We start from the raw sequence: 18,143 nt of genomic DNA on the forward strand, positions 1-18,143 counted from the left end.
GATAATGAGTGTTTCAGATCCAATAGCAGATATGCTTACTAAAATTAGAAATGCTGCTTCAGCCGGTCACGAATCGGTTGATGTTCCTTCTTCAAAGATGAAGTGGGAAATTATCAGTATTCTTAAATCGGAAGGGTATATTAAAAACTTTAAAAAAATGACCCAGGAAGGTGCCGGCAATATCCGCGTATTCTTAAAATATGATGATAAAGAATCTTCGGTTATTCACGGAATCGAAAGAGTTTCCACACCCGGCCGCCGAGTATATTTAGGTTATAAGAGCTTACCGAGGGTTTTTAACGGCTACGGTACTCTTATTGTATCGACTTCAAAGGGTATCATTACCGGAAAAGCAGCCGGCGAAAGCCAAGTAGGCGGCGAGCTTATTTGCAAGGTTTGGTAGGAGGAGCAATATGTCAAGAGTTGGAAAAATGCCTGTTGCTATTCCTGCAGGTGTAAAAGTGAACGTTGCAAACGGTATCTTTACCGTTGAAGGCCCCAAGGGAAAACTTTCACAAGATTATCACACTGAAGCTGTTGATTTTAAGATTGAAGGCGATCATGTTCTTGTAACAAGAAAAGATGATGAACTTCAGACAAGGGCTTATCACGGTTTATACCGAAGCCTTCTTAACAACATGGTAACCGGTGTAAGCACAGGCTTTACAAAGACCTTGGTAATCAATGGTGTAGGTTACAGAGCCGAAGTTCAAGGCAAACTCCTTGTAATGGCTTTGGGTTATTCAAACGACTTTTCCGTTATTATTCCCGAAGGAATTGAAGTAAAGGTTGACCAGCTGAAAGTTATTATTTCGGGAGCTTCAAAAGAAGCGGTCGGACAGTTTGCTTCACAGGTACGAAAGTTGAGAGGCCCTGAACCCTATAAGGGCAAGGGAATTCGTTACGAAGACGAAATCATCAAACGAAAAGTCGGTAAGTCCGGTGTAAAGTAAGGGTAGTATTATGGACAAAAAACGTAATGATAAAGATAGAAAAAGATTTAAGCGAAAGATGCACATTCGAAAGTCTATTTTCGGTACTGCAGAACGTCCGCGCATGACCGTATTCCGAAGCAATAAGCGCATTTCGGTTCAGGTTATTGACGATGTAGAGGGCAAGACATTGGCTGCCGTTTCTACAATGGAAGAAGCTCTTCGATCGCTTAAGGTTAATGTTGAATCTGGGGCAAAGGTCGGTGAAGAAATCGGCAAGCGCCTCAAGGAAAAAAATATTGACACTGTTGTTTTTGACAGGAACGGATATCTTTACCACGGTGTTGTAAAGGCCGTTGCCGACGGTGCAAGAAAAACAGGAATTAAGTTTTAGGAGAGGTTATGAGTCATCAAAAAGAATCAAAACGGGATAACCAGCATACCGATAAAGAATATGTTGAAAAGCTTGTTAAATTGAACCGAACAGCTAAGGTTGTAAAGGGCGGACGCAGGTTCTCCTTTTCTGCTCTAACTGTTGTCGGCGATCAAAAAGGACGAGTAGGATACGGTTTCGGTAAGGCAAATGACGTAAGCGATGCTATTCGAAAGAGTATCGAAAAGGCAAAAGCCAACATGGTAACCTTTCCGCTTAAAAACGGTACAATTCCTCATGAGGTTCAAGGCAAGTTCAAGGGTTCGTCGGTTCTTTTGCGCCCTGCTTGTTCCGGTACGGGAATTATCGCAGGCGGCACAATCCGTGCTATTATGGAAGCTGCCGGTGCAACCGACTTGCTTTCAAAGTCATTGGGATCAAGCTCCGCAGTAAACGTAGTTAAGGCAACCTTTGATGCCGCAAGTCTTTTGATGGACGGCAAAAAAATTGCTAAGAGCCGCGGAAAAACCCTTTTGGATGTATGGGGGTAAGTAAATGGCAAAGAGAATTAGTGTAAAATTAGTAAAAAGTACAATCGGTCAAAAGCAGCCGGTTTGTTCGACTATCCGCTCTTTGGGATTAAAAAAGCTTAATTCCACAGTTGAGCATGATGCAAATCCTGCCGTATTAGGTATGGTAAAACGCGTTGCTCACTTGGTTGAAGTTAAGGAGTTAAACTAATGTCCGAATTTAATTTAACTGTTCCTGCAGGAGCAACTCATAAAAAGAAGATTGTAGGACGCGGTTCTTCTTCCGGTTGGGGAAAAACTTCCGGAAAGGGACATAAGGGTCAGCAAGCCCGTTCAGGCGGCAAGGTTTATGCCGGCTTTGAAGGCGGTCAGATGCCCTTGTATCGCCGTGTTGCAAAAAAAGGATTTTCAAACTATCCTTTTAAAAAGGAATTCTATGTTGTAAACCTTGCCATGCTCGAAACAAAGTACAGCGACGGCGAGACCGTCAACAAAGAATCCTTAATGCAAAAAGGTCTTCTCCGAAAAGGTTCTCTTTATGTTAAAGTTTTGGGAACGGGAGATATAACAAAAAAATTGACGGTTGATGTCGATAGAATTTCGGCATCGGCTAAGGAAAAAATAGAAAAGGCAGGCGGAACAATAGTTCAGTCTGAAGCATAAAAGGCGGTAAAAAATGGCTAATAATGTATTTGCAAATATGTTCAAAATAAAGGATTTACGAAGCCGTATTTTCTTTACGATCATAGTTTTAGCAGTTTTCCGCTTAGGGTCGGTACTCACCATCCCCGGTATCGATCCTGGGGCTCTTACGATGTATTTCCGACAAGGCCAGGGAAATGCTTTTGCAGATCACATGGACTTCTTTGTCGGAGGAGCGTTTTCGAACTTTTCGGTATTTATGCTCGGTGTAATGCCCTATATTTCGACTCAGATATTGATGCAGCTTGCCATGATTATTTTCCCGCGCCTTAAAAAAATAGCGGAAGAAGACGGAGGACGCAAAAAGATTCAGGTTTGGACAAGAATAGTTACCGTCTTTGTTGCCCTTCTTCAATCTTCCGCTGTAGGTACATGGGCCAGAGCAATACCCGGTGCTGTTGTAATTTCAAGTCCTGTTTTGCACTTGTTTATTACAATGGTTACGGTAACGACAGGTACTATGATTACCGTTTGGATGGGTGAACAGATAACTTCAAGAGGTATCGGAAACGGTATTTCAATGTTGATTTTTGCAGGTATCGTTGCCCGTCTTCCTCAGGCTGTTTGGGAATTGATCAAGCTTGTAAGCAATAACGAATTAAACCTTGTTTTTGTAATTATTGCTTTTGCGATGTTTGTAGGAATTATAGCCTTGGTTGTTTACGAACAACAAGGCCAGCGCAAAATACCGGTTCATTATGCAAAGCGCGTTATCGGCCGAAAAATGTATGGCGGACAGAATACCTATATTCCGTTTAAGATTAACCCCTCGGGTGTTATTCCCATCATTTTTGCTTCATCGTTTTTAACCTTTCCCCTCATGCTTTCGCAGATGTGGGGCTCGAATGTTTCTTGGTTGGCTTCAGTTGCAAGATTTTTGCGCTCGGACGGCTGGGGGTATAACGTTCTGTATGTTGTTTTGATTATTTTCTTTGCTTACTTTTACACACAGGTTGCACTTAATCCAACGGAAATAGCAAAACAAATAAGGGAAAACGGCGGATCGATTCCGGGAATTAGAACCGACAAAACTGAAGAATATTTACAGAAAATTTTAAACAGATTGATATTGCCCGGTTCGCTTTATTTGGCTGCGATTGCAGTACTTCCTACTGTAATTCAATGGGCATTTAGTTTCCCCAGAAATATTTCTATGTTGATGGGAGGAACTTCATTGCTTATTTTGGTTGGTGTTGACTTGGATACAATGAGCCAGGTTGAAGCTTTGCTTAAAATGCACCATCATGACGGCTTGCTTAAAAAAGGCAAGATAAGATCAAGGAACCTATAGAATTTTTTTTAAGAATGATATAGAATACATTCTTTGAAGGAGTGAATATGAAGGTTAGAACAAGTGTAAAACCTATTTGTGATAAATGTAAGGTTATTAAGCGCAACGGAATAGTACGGATAATCTGTACAAATCCTAAGCATAAACAAAGACAAGGTTAACGGAGGACACTGGATAATGGCTCGTATTGCGGGAGTTGACCTCCCTAACAAACATGTTAATGTTTCATTAACATACATTTATGGAATTTCGACTTCATCGGCAAACAAAATTTGTGAAGCTACAAAGGTTGATCCGATGAAAAAAATGAATGATTTGGATGAAGCCGAGTTAGCTGCAATCCGTGAAGTGATTGACAGAGAATACAAGGTAGAAGGCCGCCTTCGAACCGAAGTGGCTTTAAATATCAAGCGTCTTCAGGATATCGGATGCTACCGCGGTCAAAGACACAGAAAGGGTCTCCCGGTACGCGGACAGAGAACTAGGACAAATGCCAGAACACGCAAGGGTAAGAAGAAGACCGTTGCCGGTAAGAAGAAATAATCGTGGTTGGAGGTAATTAAAACATGGCTACTGTAAAGAAAAGAAAAGAAAAGAAAAGCATATATGAAGGCAATGTTTATATTCAAGCAACCTTTAATAACACAATTATTACGATAACCGACTTAAAGGGAAATGTTCTTTCATGGGCATCTTCAGGCGGCTTAGGCTTTGCCGGTGCCAAAAAATCGACACCCTTTGCGGCTCAAACCGTTGCGGAAACAGCTGTACAAAAGTGCCAGCCCTACGGCTTGCATGAAGTTCATGTTTTTGTAAAAGGTCCCGGAGTCGGCCGTGAATCGGCTATCAGAACGCTTGGAACAATGGGATTAAAGGTTCGCTCAATCAGCGATGTAACTCCCATTCCGCACAACGGCTGCCGTCCCAAGAAGACGCGCCGAATATAAGGAGACGTGAATGGCCCGTAAAAATCTTTTAAAAGGATTTAAGAAGCCGAAAGGCTTGGAATTTGCTCAGCAAGAATCAACCGAAAGCTATGGTAAGTTTACGGCATCCCCTTTTGAGACCGGTTTTGGAACAACAATCGGAAATTGTTTGAGGAGAATTTTATTGTCCTCAATTCAAGGTTATGCCATATCGGCAGTGCTTATAACATCGCATGATGCCGACGGTGTACCCCACACAATTTCAAGTGAGTTTGAAAATATTCCGAACGTCTCCGAAGATACGCTGGAAATTTTGAATAAACTAAAGCAGATCCGCCTCCGTTTATCGGATGAGTCGGAACAAGGTGACTTTCATTTTGAATTTAAGGGGCCTGCGTCGATAACCAGCAAAGATTTTGCCGTTGAAGGACAGCTTGAAATTTTAGGCGAACCTTTTCATGTTATGGAACTTATGAAGGGTGCTAATGTTTCGTTTGATGTTCAAGTAGATTTCGGTCGAGGTTATGTACCGGCAGAAGTTAATGAAAAATACATTGAAATTGTCGGAACTATTCCGATGGACGCAATCTACGGTCCTGTTTTAAAAGTAAGCTATGCTATTGAACCTTGCAGAGTAGGACAAAGAAACGATTACGATAAGCTCATTCTTGAAATTTGGACTGACAGTACGGTCAGACCTGAAGATGTTTTGGGCGAAGCTGCAAAAATTGCAAAAGATCATTTTTCCATCTTTATTAATTTTAATGAAAATGATTATCTCGGTGAAGATGAAGATGATAATGAAGAAGCGGTAATTAAACAGCTTTTAGCAACTTCGATTAATACTCTCGATTTTTCCGTTCGGGCTAAAAACTGCTTGGACTCGGCCGGTATTAAAACTCTCGGCGAACTGGCTCAGAAGTCGGAAGATGAGATCGAAAGTATGCGCAATGTCGGCAGAATGACTTTAAATGAAATTCATGCTAAATTGGCGGAATACAATTTGCGCTTGGGTATGACTGATTACAGTCATCTAAAAAATACGATAAAAGTATCAAGACAGAAGGAAGAAACAGATGAAGCATAAGAACGGCTTTAATCCGCTTTCGCGTACAACTGCACATCGCCGTGCTTTGCACCGAAATATGGTTACATCGCTATTTAAGTACGAGCGGATTACGACAACAAAACAAAAAGCGATGGAAGTACGCCGAACTGCGGAAAAATTGATTACACGCTCAAAGGTTGATACATTCAACAACAGGCGTCATGCTGCAAAGTATATCTGGGATGATGATATTGTAAAAAAACTATTCAGCGATATCGGTCCTAGAATGAAAGACAGAAACGGCGGTTACACCCGTATCTTAAAAATCGGCTTCCGTGAAGGCGATGCAGCTGATGTTGCTATCTTGGAACTTGTAGACTATGACTTTGAAAAAAAGGAAAAGGATACAAAGAAAAAAGATGATTCAAAAAAATCCGATGACAAAAAGACTTCCAAGAAAGAAGCAGGTTTTAAATCGTCAAAGGGTGAATCAGAACACAAAAAAAATACCGATCAGGTAGTAGATAGTTCATCAAATCGGAGGTACAACCGTGTCAAAGGCTCATAGAGGTAAGGGAATCCGCGCAGAGCAAAACCGCGGACGCGGGGTATGCCCCGTATGTAACAAAACCGGAATCAAAGTTTTGTACGAACAAGAGATTAACGGTGCAAAAACAAAGATCTGCAAAATATGCAGAGCAAACATTAAGAATAAAAAGGCTGCAGAAGCCCCTGCAGAAAAACCCGCTGAAGCATCAGCCGAATAAATTTTTAAGCCTTTTTTGCACAACGCCCGCCTTGGATGCGGGCGTTTTTTATATCTCTATATTTTTTTCACGGAGATTAGTAATACATTCCTGCATATATTTTTCATCATGCTCCTTGTAAATAGGACTTGTCTTTTTGATTTTCTTTAGTTCGCCGTATGGAGGACTTTTTTTGCCCCGGCCGTTTCCTCGCAATGCACATTATTCTCTGTGCTGCTCTAATAGCTGTTGTGCGGGTAATCTGTTTATCAGGTTTTGATGCCATAGTCTCATGTTAATTTTCCTCTTCCTTAAAAATATTTGAGTCTTCTAAATATTTATTAGGATATTTTTTTAGCAAGGTTAAAAGATAGATTAAAATTTCTTTTTTATTTATTTTTCCATATTTATATAGCTCAATCATATTTAAAAATTTTTCTTTTGCGTTTTTTTCTGCGCAATTTTTAAAATAGCCCCATATGTGCTGAAGGGAATTGATTACTTCTTTTGGGTTTTCTTCAAGTTTAATGGCTTGATCAATTAGGAGCTGCACTTCATCAGGGGCTATGTCTTCTTTTTTTAAAAGCTCTCTTATATCCTTATAAATTTTTTGAGACTTGCTTAAAACCAAATACTTGTTTTGCGCCCAGAGCTTTTGGCTGATTTTTTTATTATCATTCATTAATCTTATCTTTAAAGCTTAACTGTAGCATGGGATTCATTTTTTTTCAAGCATTTTTTCACAAAATTCCATATTTTTGTATATAGTTTCGCCGATTGACAAAGGCTTCTATAATAAATAAAATTAAGGCCGATGAAAACGAATAATTTGATAAGCAATTTTCACACCCATACTTATTTGTGTAAACATGCTGAAGGGAAGCCGATCGATTATGTAAAAGAAGCGATTAAGGCCGGCTGTTCAGCCTTAGGTTTTTCAGACCATTGTCCCTATCCCGATTCTTCGTGGGATTATTGCCGTATGGGGGAATATGAGGTAAATCTCTATAAGAGCATGGTAGAAGAAGCTGCCATTGATGCGCCTTTTCCCGTATATTTCGGTTTTGAGTGCGAATGGCATCCCCGCTATAAGAGCTGGTACAAGGATTTTTTGAGGGAGGAACTGAAGTCCGATTTTTTGGTTTTAGGTTCTCACTGGTATGATGTAGACGGCCGCTTGGAATATGCGCCGACCCTTACAAAAAAGGAGCTTTTCGGTTACATTGATTTTACGATTGAAGGGATGGCATCAGGTCTTTATAATTTTTTAGCCCATCCCGATCTTTTTTTAGCTGATGTTTCAAATATAGATTCAGACCATCTGGCCTGTTCAAGGGCCTTAATTCAGGCGGCAATTGATCTTGATGTGCCTATAGAAATAAACGGCTACGGTACTTTTAAAAGAAGAATTTTACGTGCCGGACGCGATGAGTTTATTTATCCGGTTAGGCAATTTTGGGAACTTGCTTCAGATATGGGGGCAAGGATTATCTGTAATTCTGATGCTCATTTCCCCGAGCATACTATTTTGGGCTGCAGGAATGCAATAGCTTTTGCGGAGAGTATGGGGATTAAGCCTATGGATACTGCCGAAGCCCTAGGTTTCCGGAGTATCAATGGCTAAGGAGGCTTTGAGAGCTCTTCATATTATAGTTAAAGGAAGGGTTCAAGGTGTGGGATTCAGGTATTGGACCCGTTCTCTTGCAAAGAGCCTCAATGTAAAGGGCCGGGTTCGAAACCTTGCCGATTACTCTGTCGAAATTATTGCCGAAGCCGATACCGATACTTTGGGAGAATTCCTTTATGCTCTCAAGCACGAGCATCCTTATGCCCGTGTTGAAGGCCTTAATTCCGAAGAGGTAAGGGCTAGAGGTTATACAGACTTTCGGATTGAAGTATAACAAAACTAAAACTGCCCTATAAAGTTTAAAAAATTATTCTACCTTATCGTGTTTTTCCCCTCTGGTAACCTTTCCCATCATAAGCCATGCGAGGAGAAAAAAACATGCACAGTATACAAAGACAGCTCTGTGTCCTGCAAAGTCGATTATAAGACCTGCAAGGAAGGGGGCTATTATTGCCGCTCCTTGAGAAAAGGTATAGTATAAGCCTGTGTAAAGTCCTATGTGCGAAAAGCCAGCCATCTGCCAAAGCATGGGGAAGGAGTTGGCTATTATACAGATCCAAAAAATACCGAACACAAACATTAAGCCCCAAAATAGGTATTTTAATTGTCCTCCGGCAAGACCTAGTATACCTGCAATTTCGGTTAAGAAAAATTGAGCCAAACACAAACTCGCAACAACTACCAATGCGATTCTTATCATTCTTTTTCGTCCCCACTTACTTGCAGCATATCCCATTGGAATGGCTGATAGGGCTGAGGCTATTCCTACCATTCCTGCGGCAAATGCTCCCTGTCCTGTCGATACGCCGAAATGTTTTATACTGTACTCGGCGATGTATGGCAGCATTCCCTGATAGCCTAGGAACCATAAGAAAAGAGAAACAAGAACAAATAAGGCGCTCTTATCGGGTTTTTCCTCGTCTTCGATTTTTCTGCCTGCCAATACGGTTTTCATTGCCTGTAGAAACGGCACTTTTTCTTCTTCATTTTCAGAAGAATCGTGTAGGGGCGCATTTTTTTCTTTTACAAAGAAAAAGAGCATTAGGGTTGCAAGGATGACCAAAAGACCCGCTGCCGGAAATGAAAGGACATCCTTTGTATGCCCTATAATTGGAAGGACAGTATCTACATCCATTAGGCGGGCTAAAAATAAGGTTCCTACTATTGCGGCAATGTTTCCCATGGTATTTATAACTCCGTTCCCTTGAGAGCGGAATTCGGCAGGAACAATGTCCGGCATTAAAGCAATTACTGGACCCCGCACCGATTGCTTAAATAAATTCAGAAGGGCAAGAATAATTATCAATGCCGCCAAAGAATTTTTTGCTGCATATGGAATAAAGCTAAAAGTAATTGCCGACAATGGAAGCAGAATTATAATCCACGGCATTCGTCTTCCTATTTTTGTACGGGTTCTATCCGACCATGCCGAAACGATGGGGATTAATAATATTGCCAGAACATTATCGATAGACATCAATATTCCGACAAGCCATTTAAAAGGAATATAACGGCTTAAAAAAATCGTTACATAACTGTCATACAATGGATCCATGAGTCCCATCGTAAAAAAACCTGCTCCGATTAAAAAAGTTATCGGAAGGTATTTTCTAAATCCTTCTTTTTGTTTCATAGCTTCTCCAATATTTATTTAATACCTTAACAGTATAAACTATATTTGCTATAATAGCTATAGTAAAAATAAAGATTATTTAATTTATGAGGAAAAGGAATATGCATAAAAAAATTTTGCCTAATGCAAAAAGACCTCTTCTTTTTGGTCATCGAGGAGTTTCAAGTTTAGCTCCTGAAAATACGATTGCCTCATTTAAAAAGGCTGTAGAGCTGGGAATCCCCGGAGTGGAGCTGGATGTGCATTTAACCAAAACCGGAGAACTTGCGGTTATTCATGATTCCTCAATTAAGCGTACAGGAAGAATTTATGAAAACGGAAAGATTATTGAAGCTCCTGATCTAAAAGTTGAAGATTTATCTTGGGAAGAATTACAAAAATATGACTTCGGTATTTGGTTTTCAAAAGAATATGAAGGTGAAAAACTTCCTTTACTTTATGATGTCCTAAAACTTCTAGGCTCCGATATCTATGTCGATATAGAAATAAAAATAGATAACTTAAAATATAAGGGAGTTGTAGAAAAAACTTATCAGGTTTTAAAGGATATTTTAAAAGTTTTACCCGAAAATCCTCAGAGGTTTTTGGTTTCTTCTTTTAATCCATTTGCTATAAGATATTTTTCAAAGATATGTTCCGATATTCCTACAGCCTTAATCTATGATAATCATCCCGATAATCTCTTTTTTTTAAAAAAGGGCAGGGGGCTTTTATTTTGTAGGCCGGATATTTTAAAGCCTTCTTATAAATGCTTTACGAAAAAGAAAGATAAAGAATCTTGGTGTTGGACAGTTGACGATAAAGAAAAAGCCGAGGTCCTTATTAAAAAAGGAGTAACGGGGATTATATCCAATCGCCCTCAGGATTTAAACCAAGATTAAGACTTCCATTTTTCCTAAATAATTTGAATAAATCCGCGTTTGTTGTACCAATTTATTGCCGTTTTATTTTTTGATTCGACATCAAGATAAATTTCAAAATCTTGATTTTTAAAATAGTTTATAACTCTATTTATAAGAGATATTCCGATTCCGCATTTTTGATATTTTTTTAGAACCGCAATAACACTGATATAAGCCGAATTTTCTTTTATAAAAGAAATAATAAAACCTGCATGCTCTTCATTATATTTTGCAATAAAACAAGAGGCGGGATTAAAAAGATCTATTTTATACCAATCACTTTCCCATGCCTTATCGCAAAAGGCATCGGCATATATTTGAGGAATAATATCTTTGTGTTCAGACTCACTAAATTCTTCGATTTTAATGTTTTTATTTTTATTATCTAAAAGTTTTTTAGGTATTCTATATTTAATCCAGGTTTGCATTTTTATTCCTTATAAATTGTAAATACACCGGAACAATAAGATATTTTTATAAAATCCGTTTTTAGATGCGGGAACCATAAATTAAATCTTTCGGCAATTAAATAATATTCTTCATCATCCCACTCTTCATAGTCTTTTTTTCTTGCGGCTTCCATATCTTTTTCCGTTTCAAATGCAACATCGCCGAAGATAAGAATACCCTTTGGGTTTAAGGATTTTAACAGCTTCAGAATATATAATTTTTTTGCTTCGTCATCTATGTGATGAATTGCATAGGTACTGAGTATAACATCGAATTGTTTTTGCTTAAATTCCTTAGGGAGACCATCGGTAAAATCAAATTGTAAAAGTTCCGCATTAGGCATTTTTTGTTTTGCCTTTTTTAGCATCTCATTTGAAAAGTCTATTCCGTAAATATTATATCCGTCGTCATAAAGTTTTTTTGCTAAAATACCTGTGCCGAATCCTATGTCCAAAATATTTTTAGAATTTTGCTTGCGAACCTTTTCGTATACCGTACCTAGAACTTTTTTATAGCCGGCAAAGGGATAAACATTTTCTTCATCTGATATTTCTACTTGTGTGTCGTAATTATCTGACCATAGGTCAAAGCCTTTACTGTCCAACATCTTGTTTCTCCTTAAAATTAACTGTTACTTGCCTCAATTAAGATATTTGGATGTCTTTAATCTTGTTTAAAATACTTTGTAGCGTAAATGAATTTAATTTTTTTTCGAGGGTGGTTTGAGCATCCAAAAAATAGCCGTCAAGCAAGAGATTTATTTTTTGTGCAACAGGACATTCATTCGGCGGTGTGTCATGTATTTTAAATAGTCTTCCGTCCTTTATTGATTCTACTGCATTAAAGATATCGAGGAAGCTGATTTTAGCTGCCTTTTTTTTTAATGCAATACCGCCTGTTCCCTGAGTAATCTCTATGAGGCCTGCATTTTTTAATGCACTCATAAGTTTGCGTATAACTACAGGATTTGTCTTTACACTTTCAGCAAGAAAATCGCTCGTTACCTTGCACTTATCTTTAAAGAATTCAACACAGAGTAGGATATGAATTGAAACCGAGAATTTTGTTCCTATTTGCATAAGCCGTCCTAACCGAATATCTTTTTCATCTTATACTAAAACTATATAAGATACAATAGGTCATTTCTAAAAATTGATGTTTTTAGATACTCACAATAGGACGGCTATTGAATCGTTATTTTATAAACTTACAACCGAAAAATTATCTTGAATGAATTTTCCATTTTCTACTTCATCAATCATAGCGATGGCGTAATCGGCATAGCTTATTGTGCTCTCTCCATTCGAGTTGAATGGGAGATCTTTACCTGCAAGTTTATATGTTCCGGTACGTTTACCTTCTGCTTTAAAATCTAAGGGCGGCGATAAATAAGTCCACAAAACATCTTTTCTTTCCTTTAATTCAAGAAATGCATTCGTTTCTGCCTGTGCTAGAGGACGGAATTCTTCAGGGAAATTGGGCGCATTAAGTAAGATTGTTTTGTGCTCCTTATCTGTGTAGAGGCAACCCGCTCCTCCGACTATTAAAAGCCGGATTTTAGTATTTTTTACGCAATCACATAAATGCCGTAACGAAGTGATGTGCCTGTCAAAGGTTTCAGGTGTCCACGCTCCAAAAGCATCGATAACCGCATCAAAACCTGCCAAATCTTCAGGTTTTAGATCAAATAAATCTTTTTGTAGAACCTTTGCCTTTTCGTTTTTAGCACAAGGCTGACGGATGATGGCCGTTACATCAAAGCCCCTCATTACAGCTTCATTTGTAAGACAATGACCTTGTTTTCCATTTGCTCCAATAATTGCAATCTTTTTCATTAGAACCTCCAATGTTTTAATACTATAGTTGTAACTATTATTGTTACATCTATAGTATAAGCTTTTTTAGATGTAATGTCAATGGTTACAACCAAAATTTTCTAAATTCTTTTATAGATTTTATTTGAGATTTATATATAGTTCTTTTTTTATTTACAAATTATGAATTACACGGGTATGTCGAAGTTGAAAATCGGACACGGATGTCCGATTTTCAATGGTAGTATACTAATCCTCATTTTTTTACTATAATGTATATATGAAAACTACTAAACTATTTTCTTTATTTTTAATTTTGGTGAGCCTGTTTGCTTTATTGACAGGCTGTGCGAGTATGTATATTCACGGTTCAACTCCGGTTCAAAGGGCTGTATCCGCTGCCGACCTTCTTATTGCAGGCAATGTATCTGACGGCTACATAAGAGTATATAAAGCCGAGTCCGCTAAGGCTGAGCGCTCTATTATGGATATGATCGGTAAGGCTGAGAGAAACGATATATACTATGCCGATATTGCAGATAATATTTCCGATTGGATGCTGCTTTATAGTCGCGTTTCTACTCTTCAAATGATGTACCCCGAAGGTCTAGTTGGAAAGAAAGAAATCGTTGTTTTTGAAGCTCGAGATTACAGCGGGCTAAAGGATATTTCTTATACAAGGGCAACGGAAGCTCTTTATAATGAGGCCTTGCGTATTGTACAAATGCAGGGAAACGATCCTAAAAATATTTCTAAAGTATTGGATAATTTAAAGCGTGCAAAAAAATACTCGCGCCATTTGGATGATGAGATAAATTTACTGGGTGCAGAGACGGCTTATAATGCGGCCGAAACTCTTGCTTATACTAATAAACCGGATAATCTTCTTCAAGCCTCCGAATACTATATACTTGCAAATTCATGGATTTCGGGATATAGGGGCTCTTTGGAAAAAAGTCGTCTTGCAAAAGAAAAGGCTGCTTATCTTTATATCGAAGAGGGGCGTTATAATCTACGGTTGAACAATTATACAGCCTTTCGCCATGCAAAAGCCTATTTTCAAAAAGCAGAAAAAATAATTCCGGGTATAGCCTCAAAAGAACTTGCAGAAGTGGACCAAAGACTTATCCTCAGACTTACTATTGTGCTGCCGGGTGATAATTATAATGATGGAGATAGAATACGTAGGGCGATAAATTCAGAATTTACTTCTTCAAATTTGGGACCTGAAATTATTAAAGTGAATTTTATCAAAGGCGGAATAAATTCTATTTTTAATTTTCTCGATATCAGAGATGCTGATTTGGTGCTAATGCCTTATGAAAGTTATGGAAAGGTGAAAGAAACATATGGACCTGTAAATACGGTAAACAAAGATGTATCGAAGACTATAAACGGAATCGTATATAGTGGTACGGTAACGGAACAAAGTCAGCTTGTTACCGTTTATGCTCAGAACGATTTTGTCTTATATGATATTAGAACATGGAGAAAAACTGAACTGCGTTATTTTAGCAATGAAACAAAAAAATTCTCTAAAAAGTTTATAGTGAGATATTATGGCGGAGCTCCTGAAGCAAAACCGGCTGATTTTGATCCCGGTTTCTTATATGAAGCGGGACAATATAAAAAATTCTTCCCTGAATTAATGACTGAGAATAATTCTATTAATTTGATTAACAGTAACGGCCGTCTTAGTTCAAGCGGTAAGGAGCTATGTGATGTAATTAAAAATCTTCAATACATAGAGCGGAGGTAAGTCTTTGTATATTACAAGTTGAAAAACGACAGTTTTTTAGTATAAGTAAAGTAAAAAGTTAAATTGAGTTTATGGTGGGTAATGGAATTCTTATTTTATAAAAGTTTCTGAACCATGTAATATTAGCGGCTTGCTCAACTATACTTTGATTATTTTTAGATTCAAATGTTGTACAGTCTTCATCATTCTCTTCATTATTTTCAGAAATCTCTGAATTGAGTTTTTGAGGTTCCGGATAAATGATGAGACATTTTATTTCTGTGTTTTCATCTAAATTAACTCCAAGTGCTTTAAGTATTTTTTTATCTCTGGCATAACCGCTTATTTGGCGTATATCTTCAAGCATTTTTGCATTTGAATCACGATAGCGGGGTTTATATTTTGCATCGATAATCAGCTGTTCATCTTTTTTGATAAAATCTACTGCGGTTTTTCCGTGTCCTTTTACCTGAAAACAGATAGTGTCTAATCCATATCTATCAACAAGCGTTTTATATACATATAATTCATATAGGCGGGACATATCAATCCAATAGGGCAGTGTTTCCTGTTCTGATTTTACTGTATTACTGATAGCATAATCATAACGTCGTAAAATTATTTTGGCTAATTTTAAGGCAGAATTGTAATGAAAAAATAAGGTGTTTGTACGGAAATGTTTTATCTCGGTAGTATCAATATAATCGGAAACAGATTCAAAGCTAGTTAATATACGTGTAAGCCTTTCTTGTAATTTTTTGCCTATAGAATGAGCTTGAAGGCTTTTATTATGTGCAAGTATTTTTTTGCAAAAGAGAAAAGCTTTTTTTAACAACCGATTTTCCGGAATATCAGGAGTAAATTCCTGGAAGACACAAATATTCCTATGAAGCCGTTTTTTACAAATATTTTCCTTAATATTTTTTGAAATTGATATTCGCCCCTTTATTTTACCGGTAAGATTTTCTTCTTTGTATACATATCCTTTTTTTAAGCCCTTGTGTACAATTTTTTCAACTAATGCAACAAACTGTGTAATTAGAAGCGGTGTAAGATAGTTTGACATTTCTTGATTAAGTTTGATTAAAGGTTTATCAAAATCAATACCGTAACAAGTTGAAAAATATGCTATTTCATTGCTGCTTCCAATTGAAAAGGCTGCATCAAGCATTGCCAAATAATCAAGCTCTTGGATTTTCGGACTAACTGCAGCCGCTATTTTATTTTCTACTAACCAACAGGTTCCGATATAGTAGCTTGCCGTTATGCTTCGATTAATACCTAGATAGGCAGGCTCTTCATCTATATTAGGATTTCCTAAAAATTTAATCTCAGAATTTTCTTTTTGAGTAAGCTCTCGTACCTCCTGAAATAATATTTTTTCATCTTCCGATTCTTGATGAGGAGTTTGATGTTCTTTAAAATATAAGACTTTAGTTTGCTTCATTTAAATTGAATGATTTTAAAAGTAAGCCGTCTTTATAGTATTCTTGTAATAGCGGTTCTACTTCATATTCTATTTTTTGTTGTAATTCTTCTTCCGTGGTTGCCATAAAATAACTATGACCCGGCATTAAATCATCAAAATCCAATTCTGATTTATGCTCTTTAATAAAAGTTTCTATTTTATTAAACATTTCGAGTGCTTTATTTTTTAGAATATTGTTTTTATTACTTCTATTGTTGTCATAAAAATCTTCGATAGTGTGTTTATCCGATTTGAGGGTAATAAAGGCAAAACGTCTACGGAGAGCATAATCGATTGATCCTGTGCTACGGTCAGTAGTATTCATTGTGCCTATAATATACACATTGGGAGGGACTGCAAATTTTTCTTTTGAATATGGAAGCTGTAATGTTATCGGATGTGTTGCTTCTAACCTTTTATCTGATTCCAGTAAGGTAATCAATTCTCCGAATATTTTTGAGATATTGCCTCGGTTAATTTCATCAATGATGAGAATATAATTTTTTTTCATGACTGTATCAGTTGCTTCATTATGGTTATTTTGTAAATCATCTTTATATTTGTTTTTATTAAAACGAGTAATTAATTCAGTTATTATCCATCCGTATTCTATATAATCAATGGTTTTTGTATTTCCAGCAGTTAAGTTTGAAATTAATTTAAACCATTGATCTTTATTATATGATGATATATCGCTAATATTATTACTAATAAAATACTCAAACAAAAGTTTAATATTTTCTTTTTTTTCTGTTCTAGCAGCTTGTTCTCTAAAGACAATTCTTTTTCGATCTTCATCCCAAGTAATGGGGATGTTTTTACTATTGGCAAATTGATAATTTGTAATGCTGCCATTTTTTATATCTCTAATTATGGAATCATAAAGTCTTTCAAATATATCCAATTCATTAAGATATGTGCGGATATTTTTAATCATTGTATCATTGTTTAACTGTTCTGGCGTTTTTTTACTATTAGAATAGTTTTCAATTGCTGACTTACATATCGTTTTAAATATACCTTCTTCAACAATATAATTAATACCGTTCGGATTATCTTGTTCATCTTTTAAAATTTGAGGTTTTAATCCTTCAATAAAATCTTCATAATCCATTGATTGATGGAATGTGACAAAGGCAATTTGTCCTTCATCAACATATTTTTGATATGTTTCCATTACTTTATAATGATTGGAATAATCTATTTTTTCTCCTATTAGCGAGAGAGCAATTTTAGCTGTAGTGTATGTTTTTCCTGTACCAGGTGCACCTTGCATTATGATATTCTTTTTTGTTTTAAGTAAGTCAGAGATTTTTTGTAAATTCATATCTTTCCTCTTTTTATTGATCAAATGATTTATTATGTTTTGTGTATTACATTTTTGAATTTGGCATATTCCTTGTTGCGTTTCATAGTTAAACTGTTCATGCTGAGCTAACTCATATATCAGTGCTGGTGCTATTTTATTTGTTTTATCATATAGTATTTTATATTTATCGAAATCGGTTTTTAGATCATTTCTATCAGTAACAGAAAATGGTGGAGCCGTTATTACAGCAAGAGCAATAACGGTAAATCCTTGGCATATTGCAACGTAATCTCCTTCTTTCATATTATTGCCGCTGCAAATCACAATTTCTTTCTCACGTAATAGCGGATAATTATGAGGTACATCTGAGTTATCTCTTTCGCCCCACTGGTCTCCCAATTTCCAATAGTTCATTTTTAATTCTTCCTTATTCTAATTCAATTTCTTTATGCGAAAGAATAACTTGCTATATCTACACACATCATTATATAATCAATATTTTATTTCGTCAAGGGGTAAATTTTTATCCACACAGAACTCTTTGACTTCGTTAAATTCTTGATTGAAAATTACGGCTATTATGGAAAATATTGACATAAGCTACAGATGTGCCTTTTTTGCAATTCAATATAAGACAAAATGTCAAAGTCTTCA

General features: G+C 36.9%; 25 protein-coding genes and 1 pseudogene. 17 read left to right on the forward strand and 9 right to left on the reverse strand.

Annotated features, from left to right (window positions below):
* Positions 1-4 precede the first annotated feature (4 nt).
* The 13 genes from rpsH to HGJ18_RS01010 are packed head-to-tail and all read left to right on the forward strand — an operon-like array spanning position 5 to position 6,569.
* A complete protein-coding gene (gene rpsH, locus HGJ18_RS00950) occupies positions 5-403 on the forward strand; it encodes a 30S ribosomal protein S8 (RefSeq protein WP_002670022.1) in 399 nt (132 codons plus the stop codon).
* 10 nt (positions 404-413) lie between these two features.
* Entirely contained in the window at positions 414-953 is a 540-nt protein-coding gene (gene rplF, locus HGJ18_RS00955; protein WP_002670023.1) for a 50S ribosomal protein L6, read from the forward strand.
* Between the two features lie 10 nt (positions 954-963).
* A complete protein-coding gene (rplR, locus tag HGJ18_RS00960) occupies positions 964-1,326 on the forward strand; it encodes a 50S ribosomal protein L18 (RefSeq protein WP_002670026.1) in 363 nt (120 codons plus the stop codon).
* A gap of 8 nt (positions 1,327-1,334) precedes the next feature.
* Positions 1,335-1,856: a 30S ribosomal protein S5 gene (gene rpsE, locus HGJ18_RS00965; protein WP_002670027.1), complete on the forward strand. Its 522-nt coding sequence runs from the start codon at positions 1,335-1,337 to the stop codon at positions 1,854-1,856.
* 4 nt (positions 1,857-1,860) lie between these two features.
* Positions 1,861-2,046 (forward strand): 50S ribosomal protein L30, encoded by a 186-nt coding sequence (rpmD, locus tag HGJ18_RS00970; protein ID WP_002670028.1) that lies wholly within the window; start codon positions 1,861-1,863, stop codon positions 2,044-2,046.
* Positions 2,046-2,498 (forward strand): 50S ribosomal protein L15, encoded by a 453-nt coding sequence (gene rplO, locus HGJ18_RS00975; protein ID WP_002670029.1) that lies wholly within the window; start codon positions 2,046-2,048, stop codon positions 2,496-2,498. Before rpmD ends, rplO begins: the two co-directional genes overlap by 1 nt.
* 13 nt (positions 2,499-2,511) lie before the next feature.
* Positions 2,512-3,828, forward strand: coding sequence for a preprotein translocase subunit SecY (secY, locus tag HGJ18_RS00980; protein ID WP_253697201.1), 1,317 nt, complete (start codon positions 2,512-2,514; stop codon positions 3,826-3,828).
* A 47-nt stretch (positions 3,829-3,875) separates the two neighbouring features.
* Complete coding sequence (gene rpmJ, locus HGJ18_RS00985) at positions 3,876-3,989, forward strand: 50S ribosomal protein L36 (RefSeq protein WP_002672206.1); 114 nt, start codon at positions 3,876-3,878, stop codon at positions 3,987-3,989.
* A 16-nt stretch (positions 3,990-4,005) separates the two neighbouring features.
* Positions 4,006-4,371, forward strand: a complete 366-nt coding sequence (gene rpsM / locus HGJ18_RS00990; RefSeq protein ID WP_002670034.1) for a 30S ribosomal protein S13 — start codon at positions 4,006-4,008, stop codon at positions 4,369-4,371.
* Between the two features lie 23 nt (positions 4,372-4,394).
* Positions 4,395-4,775, forward strand: coding sequence for a 30S ribosomal protein S11 (rpsK, locus tag HGJ18_RS00995; RefSeq protein ID WP_002670039.1), 381 nt, complete (start codon positions 4,395-4,397; stop codon positions 4,773-4,775).
* A gap of 10 nt (positions 4,776-4,785) precedes the next feature.
* Entirely contained in the window at positions 4,786-5,841 is a 1,056-nt protein-coding gene (locus HGJ18_RS01000; RefSeq protein WP_002670041.1) for a DNA-directed RNA polymerase subunit alpha, read from the forward strand.
* Entirely contained in the window at positions 5,831-6,370 is a 540-nt protein-coding gene (rplQ, locus tag HGJ18_RS01005; RefSeq protein WP_002682042.1) for a 50S ribosomal protein L17, read from the forward strand. The genes HGJ18_RS01000 and rplQ overlap by 11 nt, the downstream gene beginning before the upstream one ends.
* Positions 6,354-6,569, forward strand: coding sequence for a hypothetical protein (locus HGJ18_RS01010; protein ID WP_002672198.1), 216 nt, complete (start codon positions 6,354-6,356; stop codon positions 6,567-6,569). Before rplQ ends, HGJ18_RS01010 begins: the two co-directional genes overlap by 17 nt.
* Before the next feature lie 48 nt (positions 6,570-6,617).
* On the opposite strand, the pseudogene HGJ18_RS12820 reads toward HGJ18_RS01010, so the two are convergent.
* Positions 6,618-6,842, reverse strand: a pseudogene (locus tag HGJ18_RS12820) (pyrimidine dimer DNA glycosylase/endonuclease V).
* Position 6,843: 1 nt separating this feature from the next.
* Positions 6,844-7,230, reverse strand: coding sequence for a YbgA family protein (locus HGJ18_RS01015; protein WP_002670048.1), 387 nt, complete (start codon positions 7,228-7,230; stop codon positions 6,844-6,846).
* Between the two features lie 132 nt (positions 7,231-7,362).
* Here HGJ18_RS01015 and HGJ18_RS01020 point away from each other — a divergent pair, with 132 nt between their 5' ends.
* On the forward strand, positions 7,363-8,172 hold the full coding sequence (locus HGJ18_RS01020) for a PHP domain-containing protein (protein ID WP_253697203.1): 810 nt from the start codon (positions 7,363-7,365) through the stop codon (positions 8,170-8,172).
* Entirely contained in the window at positions 8,165-8,449 is a 285-nt protein-coding gene (locus tag HGJ18_RS01025; protein WP_253697206.1) for an acylphosphatase, read from the forward strand. Before HGJ18_RS01020 ends, HGJ18_RS01025 begins: the two co-directional genes overlap by 8 nt.
* 33 nt (positions 8,450-8,482) lie before the next feature.
* Here the strand turns inward: HGJ18_RS01025 and HGJ18_RS01030 are convergent, their stop codons facing one another.
* Entirely contained in the window at positions 8,483-9,808 is a 1,326-nt protein-coding gene (locus tag HGJ18_RS01030) for an MFS transporter (RefSeq protein WP_253697207.1), read from the reverse strand.
* 101 nt (positions 9,809-9,909) lie between these two features.
* Here HGJ18_RS01030 and HGJ18_RS01035 point away from each other — a divergent pair, with 101 nt between their 5' ends.
* The gene (locus HGJ18_RS01035) at positions 9,910-10,689 is read left to right on the forward strand and encodes a glycerophosphodiester phosphodiesterase (protein WP_253697209.1); all 780 of its coding nucleotides are present in this window, start codon (positions 9,910-9,912) and stop codon (positions 10,687-10,689) included.
* A gap of 14 nt (positions 10,690-10,703) precedes the next feature.
* On the opposite strand, the gene HGJ18_RS01040 is transcribed toward HGJ18_RS01035, so the two are convergent.
* The 4 genes from HGJ18_RS01040 to HGJ18_RS01055 all read right to left on the reverse strand — a co-directional run bounded on the left by HGJ18_RS01040 (position 10,704) and on the right by HGJ18_RS01055 (position 12,995).
* A complete protein-coding gene (locus HGJ18_RS01040; protein ID WP_253697211.1) occupies positions 10,704-11,138 on the reverse strand; it encodes a GNAT family N-acetyltransferase in 435 nt (144 codons plus the stop codon).
* 2 nt (positions 11,139-11,140) lie between these two features.
* Positions 11,141-11,767, reverse strand: a complete 627-nt coding sequence (locus HGJ18_RS01045) for a class I SAM-dependent methyltransferase (RefSeq protein WP_253697213.1) — start codon at positions 11,765-11,767, stop codon at positions 11,141-11,143.
* Positions 11,768-11,804: 37 nt separating this feature from the next.
* A complete protein-coding gene (locus tag HGJ18_RS01050; RefSeq protein ID WP_253697215.1) occupies positions 11,805-12,239 on the reverse strand; it encodes an Rrf2 family transcriptional regulator in 435 nt (144 codons plus the stop codon).
* Positions 12,240-12,359: 120 nt separating this feature from the next.
* Positions 12,360-12,995: an SDR family oxidoreductase gene (locus HGJ18_RS01055; protein WP_253697217.1), complete on the reverse strand. Its 636-nt coding sequence runs from the start codon at positions 12,993-12,995 to the stop codon at positions 12,360-12,362.
* Positions 12,996-13,254: 259 nt separating this feature from the next.
* Between HGJ18_RS01055 and HGJ18_RS01060 the strand changes: the two genes are divergently transcribed.
* On the forward strand, positions 13,255-14,733 hold the full coding sequence (locus tag HGJ18_RS01060) for a hypothetical protein (RefSeq protein ID WP_253697220.1): 1,479 nt from the start codon (positions 13,255-13,257) through the stop codon (positions 14,731-14,733).
* 58 nt (positions 14,734-14,791) lie between these two features.
* On the opposite strand, the gene HGJ18_RS01065 is transcribed toward HGJ18_RS01060, so the two are convergent.
* Together HGJ18_RS01065 and HGJ18_RS12775 are read right to left on the reverse strand one after the other, a co-directional pair.
* Positions 14,792-16,159, reverse strand: coding sequence for an McrC family protein (locus HGJ18_RS01065; RefSeq protein WP_253697222.1), 1,368 nt, complete (start codon positions 16,157-16,159; stop codon positions 14,792-14,794).
* Positions 16,146-17,903, reverse strand: a complete 1,758-nt coding sequence (locus HGJ18_RS12775) for an McrB family protein (RefSeq protein WP_301338928.1) — start codon at positions 17,901-17,903, stop codon at positions 16,146-16,148. The genes HGJ18_RS01065 and HGJ18_RS12775 overlap by 14 nt, the downstream gene beginning before the upstream one ends.
* Positions 17,904-18,143 lie beyond the last annotated feature (240 nt).

It is taken from the genome of Treponema denticola (assembly GCF_024181405.1).
Classification (GTDB): domain Bacteria; phylum Spirochaetota; class Spirochaetia; order Treponematales; family Treponemataceae; genus Treponema_B; species Treponema_B denticola_D.